The sequence below is a fragment of the Pseudarthrobacter sp. LT1 genome (assembly GCF_035621795.1).
Taxonomy (GTDB): Bacteria; Actinomycetota; Actinomycetes; order Actinomycetales; family Micrococcaceae; genus Arthrobacter.
On sequence record NZ_CP141830.1, the window covers coordinates 3862384 to 3879521 of the forward strand.

A 17138-nucleotide genomic window follows, 5' to 3' on the forward strand; every position below is an offset into this window, starting at 1 on the left:
AGGAAGCCGTTTCAACCGAGGAAAACCCACACATGACGCAAAGCCAGTCGAGGCCCCGGACTCCGGCCCCCTGGCACCCCCCGGCGCAGGAGCGGGAGGGCCTCTGGATCTTCACGCGGCTGCGCGACTTCATCGACGACATCGCCAACACCTCCCCCGCACGGCTGGCGCTGACCGCGTTCGCCGCCGTGTGCACGGTATTCACCTTCCTGCTGTCCCTGCCCGTATCGTCGGCTAACGGAACACCCACCCCCGTCCACCAGGCCCTGTTCACGGCTGTCTCCGCGGTGTGCGTCACGGGACTCACGGTGGTTTCGACGGCGGTCCACTGGTCCTTCTTTGGCCAGTTGGTGATCCTGGTGGGCATCTTCATCGGCGGTTTGGGCACGTTGACGCTGGCGTCGCTGCTGGCGCTCATGGTGAGCAAGCGGCTGGGTGTCCGGGGCAAGATCATTGCTGCGGAGTCCATGAACAACGCCGGCCGCCTGGGCGAAGTGGGCACGCTGCTGCGGATCGTCATCACCACTTCCGTGGTCATCGAGGGCATCCTGGCGCTCGCCCTGGTCCCGCGGTTCCTCACCCTGGGCGAACCGTTCTGGCAGTCTGTCTGGCACGGCGTCTTCTATTCCATTTCGTCGTTCAACAACGCTGGCTTCACGCCGCACTCGGACGGCATCGTGCCCTACGAGACGGACCTGTGGATTCTGATCCCACTCATGGTGGGGGTCTTCCTGGGCAGCCTGGGGTTCCCGGTGGTGATGGTCCTGCAGCAGAACGGCCTGAACTGGAAGAAATGGAACCTCCACACCAAGCTCACTATCCAGGTGTCGCTCATCCTGCTCGCCGCGGGCACGTTCCTGTGGGCCCTGATGGAGTGGGACAACGCCCGGACAATCGGGCCGATGGCCATCGGCGACAAGATCACCCATTCCCTTTTTGCCTCGGTCATGACGCGTTCAGGTGGATTCAACCTGGTGGACCAGAATCACATGGAATCCACCACCAAGCTGCTGACTGACGCGCTGATGTTCGCAGGTGGTGGGTCGGCGTCGACGGCGGGCGGCATCAAGGTGACCACCATCGCCGTGATGTTCCTGGCCATCGTTGCCGAAGCCCGCGGCGACGCCGACGTGAAGGTGTACGGCCGGACCATCCCGCAGGGCACCATGCGGGTGGCCATCTCCGTGATCGTTGCCGGCGCCACGCTTGTTTCCGTCTCCGCATTCCTGCTCCTGCAGTTCAGCGGCGCATCACTGGACCGGGTACTGTTTGAGACGATTTCGGCCTTCGCCACCGTGGGCCTGAGCACCGGCCTCAGCGCGGAGGTGCCACCCGAGGGCGTCTACGTACTGACAGCCCTCATGTTCGCCGGCCGTGTGGGCACCGTGACCCTCGCCGCTGCACTGGCCCTGCGCCAGCGCAGCCAGCTGTACCACTACCCCGAAGAGAGGCCGATCATTGGCTAGTTCCACAGATGCCCCCCGGCGCCCCGCCCACAATGCTCCGGTACTGGTGATCGGGCTGGGCCGCTTCGGATCATCCACCGCCGAGCAGCTGGTCAAGCAGGGCCGGGAAGTACTCGCCATTGAACGGGACCGGAACCTGGTGCAGAAATGGGCGCCCCTCCTGACCCACGTCGTGGAGGCCGACGCCACCAATATTGACGCACTCCGCCAGCTGGGTGCCCAGGAGTTCAGCTCCGCCGTCGTGGGCGTGGGCACCTCCATTGAGTCCTCGGTACTGATCACCGTGAACCTGGTGGACCTGGGCATCGAGCACCTCTGGGTCAAGGCCATCACCCCGTCGCACGGCAAGATCCTGACCCGTATCGGTGCGAACCACGTCATCTACCCCGAGGCCGACGCCGGTGTCCGCGCCGCACACCTGGTCTCCGGGCGCATGCTGGACTTCATCGAGTTCGACGACGACTTTGCCATCGTGAAGATGTACCCGCCGCGCGAAACCGTGGGCTTCACCCTGGACGAGTCAAAGGTCCGCTCCAAGTACGGCGTGACCATCGTGGGCGTGAAGTCCCCGGGTGAGGACTTTACCTACGCCCGGCCCGAGACCAAGGTGTCATCCCGGGACATGCTCATAGTCTCCGGCCACGTGGACCTGCTGGAGAGGTTCGCGGCCCGGCCGTAGCCGGAGCCACGCCCGCGGGGCGACGCCTCGCAGGCCCCTGCCCGGCCCTGCGAGGGCAGAATGCGGCGCGGATCAGCCGAGCTGCCTGGTGATCTCCGCTGCCCGGTCAGCGGCCGCGCGGGCGCCGGCGGCGATGATGGCGGGGATGCCCTGTTCGTCAAAGGTGGCAATGGCGCGTTCGGTGGTGCCGTTGGGGCTGGTGACGGCCTTGCGCAGGGCTGCGGGATCTGCCCCGGGCTCGGCCAGCATGAGGCCGGCGCCGGCCACGGTTTCGCGCGCCAGCAGCAGGGACAGCTCCCGGTCCAGGCCCAGCTCTTCCCCTGCCGATGCCATGGCCTCGGCAAGGTAGAACGCGTAGGCGGGGCCGGAGCCGCTGATGGCCGAGAGCGCATCCACCTTCTCCTCGGGGACCTCAACCACAGTTCCTGCGCCCTGCAGCATGTCTTTGACCATCTGGAGCTGCTTCGGGGTGCAGTGCGTGCCGGGCGAGACCGAGACGACGCCTCGGCCCAGCTTTGCGGGGGTGTTGGGCATGGTCCGGATTACCGGCTGCCCCGCGGGGAGTGCAGCCTCCAGCTGGGCGATGGATACGGCCGCAGCCACACTGACCACCACGGTGTCGGGCGAAAGGGCCGGGCTGATTTCCCTTGCCAGGTCCGCGATGCCCACCGGCTTGACGCCGAGGATGACCACGGCGGATCCCTTGGCGGCCTGCCTGTTGTTGTCAGGCTCTTCCTCGCCGGCGATGGCGGTGATCCCGTGGTACCGCTCGGCCAGTTCCGCGGCGCGCCCAGCGCGGCGGACGGTGGCCACCACATCCCCCGGGTCCTTCCCGGCCTCCAGCAGGCCGCCAAGAATGGCTTCGTTCATGGATCCACAGCCAAGGAATGCGATTCGGTTGCTCATGCCTCCATCATTGCAGTTGGGAGGCATTCACAGGCAACTCCCATCTTCAGCGCAGGCAGCACACAACTTCGGGTCCTAACGTGGTTATTACCTCATTGAGGGTGCGAGTGATGCGGCAGGCATGGGGATGCCTGCCAAGGGCACCGGTGGCACGGCAGCAGGTTTTCCCCCATTTTCCTGTTGCCGGCCCCGGTGCTTCCGCATTTAAAGAACCCGCTGCGAAGCAGGCAAGGCGCCTGTTGCTAGACCGCTGCGTCCACCGGCCTGGAGGCCGCAACATGGGGCGCTGGTTCCAGGGGCCCGGCAAAGACCAGCTGGTCCAGGCGCCGAAGGATGAGACCTTCACGGAGCGCCCAGGGGCATATGCGAAGCTTCTTGAACTTGAACATCTCCAGGGCTGCCTCGGCCACCAAAGCGCCGGCAAGGAGCTGATGGGCGCGCGCCTCGGAGACACCGGGAAGGTGCAGCCTGTCCTCCGAACTCATGGCCGAGATCCGCTGGGTCCAAATGCCCAGGTCCGAGGCGTGCAGCTCCCTCTTGACGTACGGCCCTTCCGCGCTGGGGGCAGCACCGGCGATGCGGGCCAGGGAGCGGAAGGTCTTGGAGGTTCCGGCCACCACGTTTGCCCGGCCCAGGCCGTCGAAATAGCGGACGGCAGGTTTGAGCGTGGCCCTGATGTACCGCCGCAGTTCCTTGACGCTTTTGGCTGACGGCGGATCCTCGGCGAGCCAGTCCCTGGTGAGCCGGCTGGCGCCCAGGGGCACCGAGGTGGCTACTTCCGGAAGTTCATCCTGGCCGAAGGCCATTTCAAAGGAGCCACCGCCGATGTCCAGGTTCAGGATGGGACCCGCTCCCCATCCATGCCAGCGCCGTACAGCGAAGAAGGTCATGGACGCCTCTTCGCTGCCGGTGAGTTCCTGGAGGGTCACTGTGGTTTCGTGCTTGACCCGGGCCAGGACGGCTGGGCCGTTGGTGGCCTCGCGGATGGCCGAGGTACAGAACGCCAGCAGGTCCTCGGCCTTGTGTCGCGCCGCGAACTCCCAGGCTTCCAGAACAAACTCGGTCAGCTCGTGCTGGCCCTCGTCGCTGATGCTGCCATCCGGTTCAAGGTACTGCACCAGGGACAGCGGCCGCTTATGGGACGCGAACGGGACCGGCTGCGCGCCCGGGTGGGCATCCACCAGGAGCAGATGGACAGTATTGGAACCAATGTCGAGGACGCCTAGACGCATGGGGACATTATTGCTCGTCGGCGCGCTTGAAGTCGCGCCTGATGTTGGCAACGCCCTCGGGATTGATCTCGAAACCGTAGGCTGCACTGGGGTTGATCACCATGCCCAGCTCATCGCCGATGTTGGCGATGATGGCAGCGCCCTGCGTGCCCAGCACGTTGGGCGCGGCTTCCAGGTACTGCTGGTCCACCCTGCTGGGGTGTGAAAAGACGGCAAGGACGGGGTCGCCGTCGGCGTTGGCAAGGACCAGGGGCTCCACCTGGGAGTCGATGCCCTCAACCGTGTCCGAGCTGATGATGTAGACCTCGCTGTTGAGGAAGGACAGGATGACGTCCACCGGGTCGGCGTCAGGCTGCCCGCCGGTGGCGAGCTTCTCCTCGAGGTCGTTGAGCGGCTGGAGATCCGTGTGCGCGGGCTGTTCAGTCATTCCCCTAGCCGATCACGATACGGTGGCCGGCGCAAACGCGCCGGCCAACGCCTACTTCTTGGCCGTTGCCTTCTTCTTGGCGGGCGCCTTGCGGGTGGCGGTCCGCTTGACCGGGCCCTTGGCGCGCTTCTCCGCCAGCAACTCCACGGCCTGTTCCCGGGTGAGTTCCTCCAGCGAGGTGGCACGGGGAACCGTGATGTTGGTGATGCCGTCCGTGATGTAGGGCCCGAACCGGCCCTCCTTCACCACGATGTTCTTCTCGGATACCGGGTCCGGTCCGAACTCCGCCAGCGGGGGCACCGCGGCACGGGCGCCGCGCTGCTTGGGCTGCGAGTAGATCTCCAGGGCCTGCTCCAGGGTGATGGTGAAGATTTCTTCTTCGGAACCGATGGAGCGGGAGTCAGTCCCCTTCTTCAGGTAGGGCCCGAACCGGCCGTTCTGCACCGTGATGAGGTTGCCTTCGGCGTCCTCCCCCAGTGCCCGGGGCAGGCTCATGAGCTGGAGTGCCTCGTCCAGGGTGACGGACTCAACGGTCATCGACTTGAAGAGCGATCCCGTGCGCGGCTTTGCCTTGACGGGCTTCTTCGGCGGCTTGGGCTTGCCGTTCTTGTAGTACTCCACCGGCTGGTTGGCCAGTTCCTCGTCGGTCATCTCAGGAATGATCTCGGTGACGTAGGCGCCGTAACGGCCGTTCTTGGCCACCACGGTGTGTCCCGTGTGCGGATCGGTGCCGAGCACGCGTTCCTCCGGGGCCGCCGTCTCCATCAGTTCGATGGCCTTGGCCGCGGTCAGCTCATCGGGAGCCAGGTCCTCGGGCACGTTGGCGCGCGCCGATTCCACGATCTCGCCCGTCTTCGGGTCCACCACGGCGGCGGAGCTTTCCAGGTAGGGGCCGAACTTGCCCACCCGGAGCGTGATCTCGTCGGTGATCGGGATCGAGTTGATTTCCCGGGCATCGATCTCGCCCAGGTTGTTGACGATGCTCAGCAGGCCCGGATCGGAATCCTCGCCGAAGTAGAAGTGCCGCAGCCACGAGGCACCGGCTTCCTGGCCGTTGGCGATCTTGTCCAGGTCGCCTTCCATGTCGGCGGTGAACTCGTAGTCCACGTAGTCGGAGAAATGCTGCTCCAGGAGCCGGATGACGGAGAAGGCGATCCAGCTGGGCACGAGGGCCGAGCCCTGCTTCCGGACGTAGCCGCGGTCCTGGATGGTGGAGATGGTGGAGGCGTAGGTGGACGGACGGCCGATGCCCTTCTTCTCCAGCTCCGCGGTCAGCGAGGCTTCCGTGTAGCGCGGCGGCGGGGAGGTCTCGTGGCCCACAGCCTGGATGTCCGCAGCCGTCAGGGAGTCATCCTTGGCCACATTGGGCAGCCGGCGTGCTTCGTCGGAGTCGTCGTCGCCGCGGGTCTCGTCCTTGCCTTCCTCGTAGGCGGCAAGGAAGCCGGGGAAGGTGATCACGGTGCCGGAGGCGGAGAACTCGGCGTCGCGCCCGTCACTGGACTCCGCACCCAGGCGGATAGTGGCCGTTGACCCCTTGGCGTCGCCCATCTGGGAGGCGACCGTGCGCTTCCAGATGAGCTCGTACAGGCGGAACTCGTCCCCGGAGAGCTGCTTGGCGACCTGGGCAGGCGTGCGGAAGGAGTCACCGGCGGGGCGGATGGCCTCGTGTGCTTCCTGGGCGTTGGCGGCCTTGTTGGAGTAGACGCGCGGCGACTGCGGAATGTATTCGGGGCCGTACAGTTCGGAGGCCTGGCGGCGGGCTGCCGTGATGGCCTCATCGCTCAACGCGGAGGAGTCCGTACGCATATAGGTGATGTAGCCGTTTTCGTACAGCCGCTGGGCGATCTGCATGGTGCTCTTGGAGGAGAAGCGCAGCTTGCGGCCGGCCTCCTGCTGCAGCGTGGAGGTGGTGAACGGCGCGGCGGGACGGCGGGTGTACGGCTTGGTGTCCACCGAGCGGACGCGGAAGTCAGCGTTCTGCAGGCCGGCCGCCAGGGACGTTGCCAGTTCCTCGTTGAGGTGGGCAACGTTCCGGGACGTGAGCTCGCCGTTGTCGTTGAAGTCGCGGCCCGTGGCTACCTTGGCACCGTCAACGGCGGCCAGCTTGGCCTTGAACGAGCCCGATTCGGCGCCGAACTGGCCGGTCAGGTCCCAGTATGAGGCAGCCTTGAAGGCCATGCGTTCGCGTTCGCGGTCCACCACCATGCGGGTGACCACGGACTGCACGCGTCCGGCGGACAGGCCGCGGGCTACCTTGCGCCACAGCACGGGTGAGATTTCGTAGCCGTAGAGGCGGTCCAGGACGCGGCGGGTTTCCTGGGCGTCCACCAGGTCCTGGTCCACGTCGCGCAGGTTGCCCATGGCGCGCTGGATGGCTTCCTTGGTGATTTCGCCGAACGTCATCCGGTACACCGGGACCTTGGGCTTGAGTACTTCCAGCAGGTGCCACGCGATGGCCTCGCCCTCGCGGTCCCCATCGGTTGCGAGATAGAGTTCGTCGGCGTCCTTCAGCGCGGCTTTGAGCTCGGTGACCTTTTTCTTCTTGTCCGGAGACACCACGTAGTAGGGCTTGAAGTCGTGTTCAATGTCGACGGCGAACTTGCCGACGGAGGTTTTCTTCAGCTCGGCAGGGAGTTCGGACGGCTGCGGCAGGTCCCGGATGTGACCAATGGAGGCCTCTACGATGAAGCCCTCGCCGAGGTACTTGGCGATGGTCTTGCTCTTGGCCGGAGACTCCACAATCACGAGTTTCTTGCCGGTTTTGGCCTTGCTTGGCACGGTGCTCCTACAGAAAAAGGTTGCTGGGGCAGATGAGCCCATGTTCGCCTAGTTCACCATATTTTGGGGAATCGTGCGCATTCATGTGGAAAAGACGGGGCTCTGTTGAGGGCTTGAGGGGGCTTACTCGACGGCGGGATTTCCGGCCGGGACCAGGAAGCCGTCACGGACCAGGTTGGCCACGTCGGCGAGCAGCGCACCCTGGAAAGTCCCGGCGTCGAACCCCTCCCCGCCGCCGAGGAGGGCCTCCAAAGCCCCGGCGATCTGCCCGGCGGTGAGGTCGCCGTCGCACGCGGACACGAAGCCGGCCAGCTCCGTGCTCATCAAATTGGTACGGCGCAGCCCGGCACCCTGCCGGAGCAGGATCACGCCGGGGTGTTCGGCGCCCGGGCGCTGGTGGCGCTCCTCGGTGACGTCCTCCGCCACGAGCAGGTGCGTGGCCGCAAGGTCATGCCCAGCAAGCCAATCGGCGCGTTCGACGGCGGCACCCAGGTGGGGGCCGATGGGCTGCTCGATGGGGTACGTGATTTCCTCGAAGCGGCTGATGGCGGCAGCGCGGCCGTCAGCGGGACGGCGCAGCCAGACCATGCCGAAGCCGATGCCGGCCACATCCCGCGACCCGAAATCGGCGAGGTACTGGGCATACGCCTCCCGGTAGTGCTGCCGGTCCCGGGACTCCGAGGCGTCACGAAGCCAGGTTTCGGCGTATTGTTCCGGGCTGACCTCTTCACGCTGAATGAACCAGGCGTCCGTGCCCTGCCGCACCCAGGACTTTGGCCGCTCATCCCAGCTGCTGCCGGCGGCGACCTCCCAGTTGCCCAGCATCTGGGCCCAACCGCCGGGGGCCAAAACGCCGGGCAGGCCTGCCACCAGGGACGCCACGATCCCGTCGCCCGGGAGGCCGCCGTCGCGGTAGGTGAACTGGTCCGCCGCGTCCTCGCCGGGACTGCGCGGGGTGATGACGAACGGCGGGTTGGACACCACCAGGCCGAACTCTTCCCCGGCCACCGGCTCCAGGAGCGACCCCAGACGGAGGCTGACCCGGTCTTCGAGGCGGTCCGGGTCGACGGACAGCGCCTCCGCATTGAGCAGGATGTTGAACCGCGCGTAGGCCAGCGCACGTTCGGAGATGTCGGTGGCGGTCACGTGCTGGCAGTGGTGCAGCAGGTGGAAGGCCTGGATGCCGCACCCTGTCCCCAGGTCCAGCGCGCGCTCGGTGTGGCGGCGGATGGTGGTTTGCACCAGGGTGGTGGATGCCTGCCCGATGCCCAGGACGTGGTCGTGCCGCAGCATGCCCGCCTGCTGGTGGGCGGCGAGGTCGCTGGCCACCCACAGCTCCGCGCCGCCGCTGCCATCCTCATTCTTGTCCCAGCCGTACGGCCGCAGGTCAGCCTTCGCCGTAAGGAGCCCGGAGCCGGGAACGGGCTGCACCAGCCCCAGTTCAAGGAGTCCGTCGGCGCCGGTGCCGGGCAGTGCGGCGTCGAGGGTTTGGCGTTCCTGCGGCTCGGCGAGCAGCCACAAGCGGACGACGGCGGCGAGCGGCGCCGTGGCGCTGTCGGCCCGCACAGCATGCTCGACGGCGAGCAGCGCGGGGATGATCTGGTCCCGGTTCAGTGCGGCCGAGGCCGCCGGGCCCAGCAGCCGCGCCACGCCGTCAAGCGTGTAGTCCAGCCCGCGCAGGTCCGCGGCGAGGGTTGAAAGCAGGGCGGGGACATCGCTGCGGGGAGCGTCGGGGGTATTTCCGGCGGTGAACTCATAAGGGGATCCAGGCATCGCTCAAGTTTAGTCCGGTGTGGCTGCGGGGTACGGTGGTCACATGCCTTCCCGCCTTCCCCTCCTTCCGCGCGCCCGCACGGCAGCCGCTGTGGTCCGCCGTTCGCTGCCGGGGACGGTAGTGGCCGCGGCTCTCTGCCTGGCCGTGGCGGGGTGTTCACCTGTGAACTCAGTGGAGAACGCGGATGTTCCCAAGTGGCGGGCCACCGCCCTGCCCTCGAAGCCGGCGGGTGTTGTGCTCCAGGATTCGGGGAAGATCCTCAACCGGGACCGCATTGTGCAGGAGGCCGCCAGGGTGCCGGCCGGCAGCTATGTGCTCACGGCGGTGTGCGAAGGGACCGGCAAGGCCTTCTTCGCCGTTTCCCTGGACGGCAAAGCCATTACGGAAGCAGGAGCAGCCTGCAACGGCCGGCAGGAAACCACCAAAATCACGCTGCCCGCCACCGGGCGGGTCGAAATCAGCAGCTCCAGCGTGGACGCACCGCTGCTCTACGCCTACCAGCTGGCGCCGGCGAAATAAGCCCTCTTCCGGCTCTGGCCCGCCGCCCGCCACGGGCTTAGAGTCTGACTATGCCCAGCGTGCGGGGAATCTCCGCGCCCCCTGCCAAAGGGACAGCACGGGCGCCCCTGGCACCGAAGCCGGGAGCCGCCGTCGCCCTTGGACTGGTGCTTGCGGCAGGTGCACTGGCTGGCTGTGAATATACGTACGACGACGGCAGGGCCGGCAGCGCGCAGGGCACCGCGACCGTTGCGCCGGCGCCGGCATTTACCCGCGATCCGCTGCAACAGGATCCGGTGAGCGAGGCTGAGCTGGGTGACTGGGTGTCCCGGGCCCTTCCGGGCACCACCGGCCCCGTGGTCCAGGCCGACGCCGGGCTTCTGGCTGCCGGGGAGGACCGGCTGGTTTCGTCGCCGGTGCTGGACACCGGGACCTATATCTTGTCCATCGCCTGCCGCAGCCAGCGCCGGGTGACCTTCACGGTCCGCACCGAGACCCTCACCCTGGTGGACCTGGCCCTCCGGTGCGGCATCAACCGCGAGAACGTCATCTACATGTCAACGGACAGCGTCCTCACGGTCCGGGTGGAGGCCAGGACCGCGGCGAACTACGCGTTCCGGGTGCACAGGCTCTAAACCAGGATGACGGGCGGGCATCACTCTCCTCTGCCTGGTTGCCTTGCGATGGGCTCAGGCCGCCGCGCAGCCTTCCGGGCAGCGGAGCGTCTCCGGACTGGCGGCGCAATCGGCGCAGTACAACGTGAGGGTGCGGCAGCTCGGGTTGGAGCAGTTCTCGAATTTACTGGTGGGCGCCGAGCAGCGGGCGCACTGGCCGATGGTCTTGGCGTCCTCGCTGAACTCCAGGTGCATGCGCTTGTCAAAGACGTACAGCGATCCCTCCCAGAGCCCCTGGTCCTTGAAGGCTTCGCCGTACCGGACGATCCCGCCGTCGAGCTGGTACACCTCCTTGAAGCCACGGTTCACCATCAGGCTGGAGAGCACCTCGCAGCGGATGCCTCCGGTGCAGTAGGTCACCACCGGCTTGTCCTTCAAAGAGTCGTACTTGCCGGACTCCAGCTCCTTGATGAAGTCATGGGTCGTGGCGACATCCGGCACCACCGCGTCCTTGAACCGGCCAATCTGCGCTTCGAAGGCGTTCCGGCCGTCGAAGAAAACCACGTCCCCGCCCTCCTGCTTCCTGGCCTCCACGAGCTCATGGAGCTCCTCCGGCTTGAGGTGCTTCCCGCCGCCAACCACACCACCGGCGTCAACCTTGAGTTCTCCGGGCGCGCCGAAGGAAACAATCTCGTCCCGGACCTTCACGCTGAGCCGCGGGAAGTCCTCCGCGCCGCCGTCGGACCACTTGACGTCAATTCCCCGGAACCCGGAGTACTCGCGGGTGGTCTTAACGTACTGTTTGACGGCGCCGATTTCCCCGCCCACCGTGGCATTGATCCCGTCCTTGGAAATGAGGATGCGGCCGGTCAGTCCCAGCTTTTCGCACAGGGCACGCTGCCAGAGGCGGACGGCGTCCGGGTCAGCAATGGGGGTAAAGCCGTAAAAGAGCACAATCTTGTTCAAAGCCACGTATTTAAGGGTACCGGCTGCTTTAAGGGCAGCGGATGCGGCAGCCCGGCCCCGGTCCAGAGCGGCAGGCACGGGTCCGCACGGCAGGCCAGGGCGGGGCGTATCACAATTGCATAAGCACTTCCGCACCCCCTGTTGCTTGCGATCGGGCTGGAATAGTGTTCTTGCCATGAGCCCGGAAACCCTGGTTGAAGACATCACTGGCCTGCTCGAAGTGTGGGTTGCCGGCTGGGCCGGATGTCGCGGCTACCGGACCTCCACGGAGGGCCGTTTTCCCGCTGCTCTCCGCTCTGACACCAGCGGCGAGTGGGAAGTTTTCGCATCCGAACCCACCGATGACGAGTTCGCCGCCCTCGCGGCCAGGACTGCGGAATCCCCGGCGCGGGTACTGACCATTCTCACCAACGACCCCTCACGGTACGCCGCCCTGGCAGCCCGTCAGGGGCTGAACGTCACGTCTGATTCGCAGACGATGATGATTGTGGACATGGAGACGCAGGACGCAGAGGACCCTTGGCTGTCCGACGACGAGCTGAGCCTGTCCACATACGAGCAGGACGGCGTGCACTATGCGGAGGTCCGCTCCGGAGACGCCCTCGCGGCCAGTGGCAGGGTGTTCGTGGTGGGTGATACCGCAGTGTTCGACAAGATCATCACCGAGCCACCGTTCCAGCGCAGGGGCCTGGGCAGTTTCATCATGCGTGCGCTGGCGGCCCAGGCCTTCGGGCACGATGTCCGCGCCGGTTTGCTGCTGGCTTCCCTGGACGGGCAGAAGCTCTACTCCCATCTTGGCTGGACCACGGTAGCCCGGGTCCTGATGCTCTCGGCGTCCCATGACGGGGCGGACCTCTCCCTGAGCTGAACGAATCCCAGCTGGGCCTGCCGTTTGTTTTCCCCGTGGCGAACCTCGGGCGGGCGGCACAGTTACGGGTGGAAGAATGGTGGGGTGAACCCCCATGACTCCCTGATTCCTTTGCTGGGCCGCGGCCCGGAGCCGGAACAGCTGCGTCATGTCCGCACCATACCGGCGCGGGAGGCAGTCCACGCGCCCTGGCCTGAATGGGTTCACCCGGACATTGCGGCGGCGTACGGGATGCTGGGCATCCGCGAGCCGTACCGGCACCAGGTTGACGCGGCCGATGCAGCGCACTCGGGCCAGCACGTTGTGGTGGCCACCGGCACTGCGTCCGGAAAGTCCCTGGCGTACCAGTTGCCGGCGCTGGATGCGATCCACCGGTCCGAGCTCCGCGTGCTCGCGGACCCGGGCAAGATTCACGACGACGGCGCCGTCAGCCTTTACCTCTCCCCCACCAAGGCGTTGGCGGCGGACCAGCTGAACGCCATCCGCGCCCTGAAGCTGCCCACGGTGCGGGCGGAAACCTACGACGGCGATACCGACCCCTCCGCCCGCCGGTGGATCAGGGACCATGCCAACTTCATCCTGGCCAATCCCGATATGCTGCACTTTGGCATCCTTCCCAACCACGCGTGGTGGGCCGGTTTCTTCCGCCGGCTTCGCTACGTCATCGTGGACGAAGCGCACAGCTACCGGGGCGTATTTGGATCACACGTGGCCAACTTGATGCGGCGGCTGCGCCGGATCTGCGCCTATTACGGTGCGGGAACCGCGTTCCCCGAGCCCGTGTTCATAGCTGCCTCCGCCACCGCGTCCGAGCCCGATGTCTCGTTCTCCCGCCTCATCGGGGCGCCCGTCAAGGCGGTGTCCCGCGACTGCTCGCCGCACGGGGCCACCACCGTGGCACTGTGGGAACCGGCGCTGACCGAGGTCAGGGGCGAGAACGGCGCGAAGGAGCGGCGGACCGCTGTGGCCGAAACCTCCGACCTGCTGGCCAACCTGGTATCCGCCCGGGTCCGCACCATCGCCTTCATCAAATCCCGCCGCGGCGCCGAGACCATCTCCGCAATTACCAAGCGGCTCCTCGATGAGGTGGATCCCAGCCTCCCGCAGCGGGTTGCCGCCTACCGCTCGGGGTACCTGCCCGAGGAACGCCGGGCGGTGGAGAAAGCCCTGCGTTCGGGCCAGCTGCTGGGTGTTTCCAGCACGTCGGCGTTGGAACTCGGGATCGACATCTCGGGCCTGGATGCCGTGCTGGTGGCAGGCTGGCCCGGCACGCGGGCATCGTTGTTCCAGCAGATCGGCAGGGCCGGCCGCGCGGGCCAGGATGCCATCGCGGCATTTGTGGCCAGCGATGACCCGCTGGACACTTTCCTGGTAAACCATCCCGAGGCCATCTTCGACGTGTCGGTGGAAGCGACGGTCTTCGACCCTTCCAACCCCTACGTTCTGGGACCGCACCTGTGTGCGGCAGCCGCTGAGCTTCCCCTGGGGCCGGCCGAGCTGGACCTCTTTGGGCCCACCGCCGAAATGCTCCTGGACCGGCTGGTTGCCCAGGGCTACCTCCGGCGGCGGCCCGCGGGCTGGTTCTGGACCCACTCGCAGAGCGCGGCGGCGATGGTCAACCTGCGGGCAGACGGTGGGGGCCCGGTCAGCATCGTCGACGCGGAGACAGGTTCCCTCCTGGGGACCATGGACTCGCCGCAGACGCACTACCAGGCACACACCGGAGCCGTATATGTCCACCAGGGTGACACCTATGTGGTGGAGGACCTGAATGAAGACGACCACTGCGTCATGGTCCGCCGGGCCAACCCCGACTACTACACGACAGCACGCGACGTAACCCAGATCGAGGTCCTGGATACCCTGCGGACCATGCAGTGGGGTGACGTTACCGTCCACTTCGGTGACGTGAAGGTCACCACCCAGGTTGTCTCCTTCCAGCGCAAGGCCCTGATCTCCAATGAGGTCCTGGGCGAGGAGCCGCTGGAACTCGGTGCGCGGGAGCTCTTCACCAAGGCGGTGTGGTTCGTGGTGGACAACCGTTCGTTGACCGGGGCCGGCCTCATCGAAGCGCAGTTCCCGGGCGCCCTGCATGCCGCGGAGCACGCCGCGATAGGACTTCTGCCGCTGGTGGCTTCCAGCGACCGGTGGGACATCGGCGGGGTCTCCACTGCCCTGCATGCCGATACCGGGGTGCCCACCATTTTCGTGTACGACGGGCACCCCGGCGGAGCCGGCTTTGCCGAACGCGGATTCGACAAAGCCATGGTCTGGCTGGCAGCGACCCGCGATGCCATCAAGGCCTGCGAATGCGATGCCGGGTGCCCGTCCTGCGTGCAGTCCCCCAAATGCGGGAATAAGAACAACCCGCTGGACAAGGGCGCCGCCGTAACCCTCCTGGACGTGCTGCTCAAGGACGCCACGGAAGCCACGCCGGTGGATCTGGAAGCCAGGAGCTGATACCCCGCGCGGAGCCGTGCCCTTCGATGGCCCCTCTCCCCCGATGCCCTGGCCCTACGGTGGAGGACCTGCCCGGGCGCGTCCCGTCGCGGCACCCAGCAGTGCGCGCTCACCGAGCTCAGTGCGCACCTCAATCGTCTGTCCCGGGCCCGCTGAGCAGCTAAGGACCGTGGCCGCATGCCGCGCCGCCACTTCAGCGGCCACCGCGCAGGGCTCCCCCGTGGTGATGCCGCGGAGGGCATCCGCCGCGGCGAGAGCTGCCAGGTCCGCTGCTGCCGCCGCCCTGCTCGCGAGCACTGCTGACTGGGCCAGCAGCAGCATGACGGCCATGGCCGTCATGACCGCCAGCGCCAGCCCCGCGGCAAGGACCGTTCCCGACCCGCGTTCGCGGCCATCTGCGGCGCCTTGTGGACTCTGACCGGGACCAGGATTACGCCGCCCTCCCCGGGCGTGCCAGCGCCCGGCGGCAGCATGACCGGACCCAGCACCCGAACGGCCGCTCCCAATCGTTGAGTGCCAGCGTCTTGTGGGGTGCCGGCGCCCCGCGGCAGCACGCCCGGGCCCAGCACCGGGATGGCCGCTCCCAATTGTGGGGTGCCAGCGCCCGTGATCACCCATCACCTGACGCCCCCGGCATCGCCCGATCCGTCGCCGCTGCCGGCGCCGGATCCCGCAGTCTCGCTGCGCGTTGAGGCGCGGGCGGTGAGAGTCCAGGGGATGGAGCTGCCCAGGGGTCCGGGCACCCGGTCAGTGACCGTGACCCTGAACCAGCCGCCGTCGACGGTAACGGACGCGGACGCCGACGTGCCGGCGAGCATCCTGACGGTCCGTTCCACGGCTGCGGGGTCATCGCCCCTGGCCAGGGCCCTGGCGCCAGCCCGGGCTCCCTCTTCAATACGCAGCTGCGTCATGCCGGCGGCGGCTCCGGCGAGCAACATGGCCAGCAGTGCCAGCACGGCCGGCAATGCCACGGCGAACTCTGCCGTTACGGTGCCACGGGCATCCGCAGTCTTGCCCGCCGGTTCCGGGTGACCGTAGCTGGAGGCCACACCGCCGGTCACCGATTCAAGAGGTTTCCAGAACGTCAGCAGTCCTGCCGGACGCGTCACGGCAGCGCCAGGGCGGTGCGGATGAGGTTTAGCAGGAAACCACGCACTTCGTCGCTGCGGAGGATGAACACGAGCAGGCCGGCAAAACCCACCGCGGCCAGGGTGGCAATGGCGTATTCGGCCGTTGCCATGCCGGCTTCCGACCCCAGCAAACCTACGCTGCGCCGGGTCCTGGGGGTGCGGACCGCAGCCGGATACAGCTCCACCACGTTGCCGGGCGGCGGGAAGGATGCCCATGGAAAGGACGCACCTGAGGCCGGTGTCTGCGGAACGAATGCGCGGTTGACTGGTGTGTTCGCGGCGACGGCAGGGGATGTGTACTGCGTCCCGCCCGCGTTGCCACGGCTGCCGGCTGGGCCAATGGCCATCGGCCGGGGCGCGGTGACCATCTGCCTGGAAGCGGCTGCTATCTGCCTGGAAGCAGCGGGCGCGGACATCCCGGCGGAGTAATTGCGGCGGTAGTGGTTGGTGGACATCTGGTTTCCTTTCCATGGGTGCCGGTGGTTTCTCCGGCTGTCTTGACTCTTCCCGGCGGAGTTGTTGCCGGTAAGGGAGGGTGTGGGCTAAGTGGAAAAGCTGCGCCGCTCCAGGGCTGTGGAGGAGGGGACGGACGGCGCGGCCCGCAGAGCGCGACGGGCTGGCAACCGGGAGCCGGAAACGCCGGGACAAGCTGGCAACCGGGAGCCGGAAACGCCGGGCCAAGCTGACAACCGGGAGCGCCGGGGCGCCGGGACAAGCTGGCCGCCGGATTGCTAGGAACCGGATGGCACCAGGGCCAACAGCACCGGGACGACGCCAAGGCAGATGAAGGCCGGGAGTGAGCACAGGCCCAGTGGAACCACAAGCTTCACGCCGAGCGAAGCGGCCCGCTTCTCCGCAGCCCGAAACCGCTCCCGGCGGAGCCTTGCAGCCTGGGCGTACAGGATCGCTGATGACGGCGCGCCTGTGAGTGCGGCGAAACCCAGCGCGTCCCGCAGCTCCAGGACTTCGGGCAGCCGTATACCGGAGCTCCGCCATGCTGTTTCCCAGTCGGCGCCGATGGCCAGCGCCGAGACCACGGGCCGCAGGGAGTCCCGGTACTGTGGCGCAGCCGAAGCAGCCACCAGGTCAAGCGCCCGGCCAATGCCGGCGCCGGCATCCAGCATGGCCCCCACCAGTTCCAGCATCATCGCCGGATCCTTCAGCCCGCTGCCGGAACTCGCTGACGCCCCTTTGGTGGCTGCCGTCGGTTGTGCCCCTGCAGCGGGAGCCAGCAGGTGGCGCAGCCGTTGGCGCGGCCTGGCGTGGCTGGAACAGGCAAGCCAGGCGCTGGCCGCGAGCAGCAGGAACAATGTCAGGCCGGGAGCCAAACCCTGGGTCAT

At 67.1% G+C, this 17138-nt stretch carries 16 protein-coding genes; 6 read left to right on the plus strand and 10 right to left on the minus strand.

Annotation, left to right across the window (positions count from 1 at the left end; genetic code table 11):
• Positions 1-32: 32 nt before the first annotated feature.
• Entirely contained in the window at positions 33-1466 is a 1434-nt protein-coding gene (locus VIK36_RS18165) for a TrkH family potassium uptake protein (RefSeq protein ID WP_324643081.1), read from the plus strand.
• On the plus strand, positions 1459-2145 hold the full coding sequence (locus VIK36_RS18170; RefSeq protein WP_026265713.1) for a potassium channel family protein: 687 nt from the start codon (positions 1459-1461) through the stop codon (positions 2143-2145). The genes VIK36_RS18165 and VIK36_RS18170 overlap by 8 nt, the downstream gene beginning before the upstream one ends.
• Before the next feature lie 72 nt (positions 2146-2217).
• On the opposite strand, the gene proC is transcribed toward VIK36_RS18170, so the two are convergent.
• The 5 genes from proC to VIK36_RS18195 form a co-directional block, all read right to left on the minus strand.
• On the minus strand, positions 2218-3051 hold the full coding sequence (gene proC / locus VIK36_RS18175; RefSeq protein ID WP_324643082.1) for a pyrroline-5-carboxylate reductase: 834 nt from the start codon (positions 3049-3051) through the stop codon (positions 2218-2220).
• A 242-nt stretch (positions 3052-3293) separates the two neighbouring features.
• Positions 3294-4283, minus strand: a complete 990-nt coding sequence (locus tag VIK36_RS18180; RefSeq protein WP_324643083.1) for a Ppx/GppA phosphatase family protein — start codon at positions 4281-4283, stop codon at positions 3294-3296.
• Between the two features lie 7 nt (positions 4284-4290).
• Positions 4291-4710, minus strand: a complete 420-nt coding sequence (locus VIK36_RS18185) for an SseB family protein (protein ID WP_324643084.1) — start codon at positions 4708-4710, stop codon at positions 4291-4293.
• Positions 4711-4761: 51 nt separating this feature from the next.
• Complete coding sequence (topA, locus tag VIK36_RS18190) at positions 4762-7488, minus strand: type I DNA topoisomerase (RefSeq protein ID WP_255173243.1); 2727 nt, start codon at positions 7486-7488, stop codon at positions 4762-4764.
• 123 nt (positions 7489-7611) lie between these two features.
• Positions 7612-9261: a DUF7059 domain-containing protein gene (locus tag VIK36_RS18195; RefSeq protein ID WP_324643085.1), complete on the minus strand. Its 1650-nt coding sequence runs from the start codon at positions 9259-9261 to the stop codon at positions 7612-7614.
• Positions 9262-9304: 43 nt separating this feature from the next.
• Here VIK36_RS18195 and VIK36_RS18200 point away from each other — a divergent pair, with 43 nt between their 5' ends.
• Both VIK36_RS18200 and VIK36_RS18205 read left to right on the plus strand, forming a co-directional pair.
• Positions 9305-9781 carry a hypothetical protein gene (locus VIK36_RS18200; RefSeq protein WP_324643086.1) on the plus strand — a complete coding sequence of 159 codons (477 nt, stop codon included), beginning with the start codon at positions 9305-9307 and terminating at the stop codon, positions 9779-9781.
• A gap of 50 nt (positions 9782-9831) precedes the next feature.
• The gene (locus VIK36_RS18205) at positions 9832-10395 is read left to right on the plus strand and encodes a hypothetical protein (protein ID WP_324643087.1); all 564 of its coding nucleotides are present in this window, start codon (positions 9832-9834) and stop codon (positions 10393-10395) included.
• A 54-nt stretch (positions 10396-10449) separates the two neighbouring features.
• On the opposite strand, the gene VIK36_RS18210 is transcribed toward VIK36_RS18205, so the two are convergent.
• Complete coding sequence (locus VIK36_RS18210; RefSeq protein ID WP_255173246.1) at positions 10450-11346, minus strand: rhodanese-related sulfurtransferase; 897 nt, start codon at positions 11344-11346, stop codon at positions 10450-10452.
• Between the two features lie 169 nt (positions 11347-11515).
• On the opposite strand from VIK36_RS18210, the gene VIK36_RS18215 reads away from it, so the two are divergent.
• Both VIK36_RS18215 and VIK36_RS18220 read left to right on the plus strand, forming a co-directional pair.
• A complete protein-coding gene (locus VIK36_RS18215) occupies positions 11516-12208 on the plus strand; it encodes a GNAT family N-acetyltransferase (protein ID WP_324643089.1) in 693 nt (230 codons plus the stop codon).
• Positions 12209-12292: 84 nt separating this feature from the next.
• On the plus strand, positions 12293-14668 hold the full coding sequence (locus VIK36_RS18220; RefSeq protein ID WP_324643090.1) for a DEAD/DEAH box helicase: 2376 nt from the start codon (positions 12293-12295) through the stop codon (positions 14666-14668).
• Between the two features lie 54 nt (positions 14669-14722).
• Here the strand turns inward: VIK36_RS18220 and VIK36_RS18225 are convergent, their stop codons facing one another.
• The 4 genes from VIK36_RS18225 to VIK36_RS18240 all read right to left on the minus strand — a co-directional run bounded on the left by VIK36_RS18225 (position 14723) and on the right by VIK36_RS18240 (position 17138).
• Entirely contained in the window at positions 14723-15286 is a 564-nt protein-coding gene (locus tag VIK36_RS18225; protein ID WP_324643091.1) for an Rv3654c family TadE-like protein, read from the minus strand.
• Positions 15286-15777, minus strand: a complete 492-nt coding sequence (locus VIK36_RS18230; protein WP_255173250.1) for a TadE family type IV pilus minor pilin — start codon at positions 15775-15777, stop codon at positions 15286-15288. Before VIK36_RS18230 ends, VIK36_RS18225 begins: the two co-directional genes overlap by 1 nt.
• Positions 15774-16253 (minus strand): DUF4244 domain-containing protein, encoded by a 480-nt coding sequence (locus tag VIK36_RS18235; RefSeq protein WP_324643092.1) that lies wholly within the window; start codon positions 16251-16253, stop codon positions 15774-15776. The genes VIK36_RS18230 and VIK36_RS18235 overlap by 4 nt, the downstream gene beginning before the upstream one ends.
• Positions 16254-16529: 276 nt before the next feature.
• Positions 16530-17138, minus strand: a complete 609-nt coding sequence (locus VIK36_RS18240) for a type II secretion system F family protein (protein WP_324645310.1) — start codon at positions 17136-17138, stop codon at positions 16530-16532.

Bases quoted from the DNA above. Each gene is read 5' to 3' on its own strand.
- VIK36_RS18165 (WP_324643081.1), top strand. From the start codon at position 33: ATGACGCAAAGCCAGTCGAGGCCCCGGACTCCGGCCCCCTGGCACCCC.
- proC (WP_324643082.1), bottom strand. From the start codon at position 3,051: ATGAGCAACCGAATCGCATTCCTTGGCTGTGGATCCATGAACGAAGCC.
- VIK36_RS18180 (WP_324643083.1), bottom strand. From the start codon at position 4,283: ATGCGTCTAGGCGTCCTCGACATTGGTTCCAATACTGTCCATCTGCTC.
- VIK36_RS18185 (WP_324643084.1), bottom strand. From the start codon at position 4,710: ATGACTGAACAGCCCGCGCACACGGATCTCCAGCCGCTCAACGACCTC.
- VIK36_RS18195 (WP_324643085.1), bottom strand. From the start codon at position 9,261: ATGCCTGGATCCCCTTATGAGTTCACCGCCGGAAATACCCCCGACGCT.
- VIK36_RS18200 (WP_324643086.1), top strand. From the start codon at position 9,305: ATGCCTTCCCGCCTTCCCCTCCTTCCGCGCGCCCGCACGGCAGCCGCT.
- VIK36_RS18205 (WP_324643087.1), top strand. From the start codon at position 9,832: ATGCCCAGCGTGCGGGGAATCTCCGCGCCCCCTGCCAAAGGGACAGCA.
- VIK36_RS18215 (WP_324643089.1), top strand. From the start codon at position 11,516: ATGAGCCCGGAAACCCTGGTTGAAGACATCACTGGCCTGCTCGAAGTG.
- VIK36_RS18225 (WP_324643091.1), bottom strand. From the start codon at position 15,286: ATGGGTGATCACGGGCGCTGGCACCCCACAATTGGGAGCGGCCATCCC.
- VIK36_RS18235 (WP_324643092.1), bottom strand. From the start codon at position 16,253: ATGTCCACCAACCACTACCGCCGCAATTACTCCGCCGGGATGTCCGCG.
- VIK36_RS18240 (WP_324645310.1), bottom strand. From the start codon at position 17,138: ATGACCCAGGGTTTGGCTCCCGGCCTGACATTGTTCCTGCTGCTCGCG.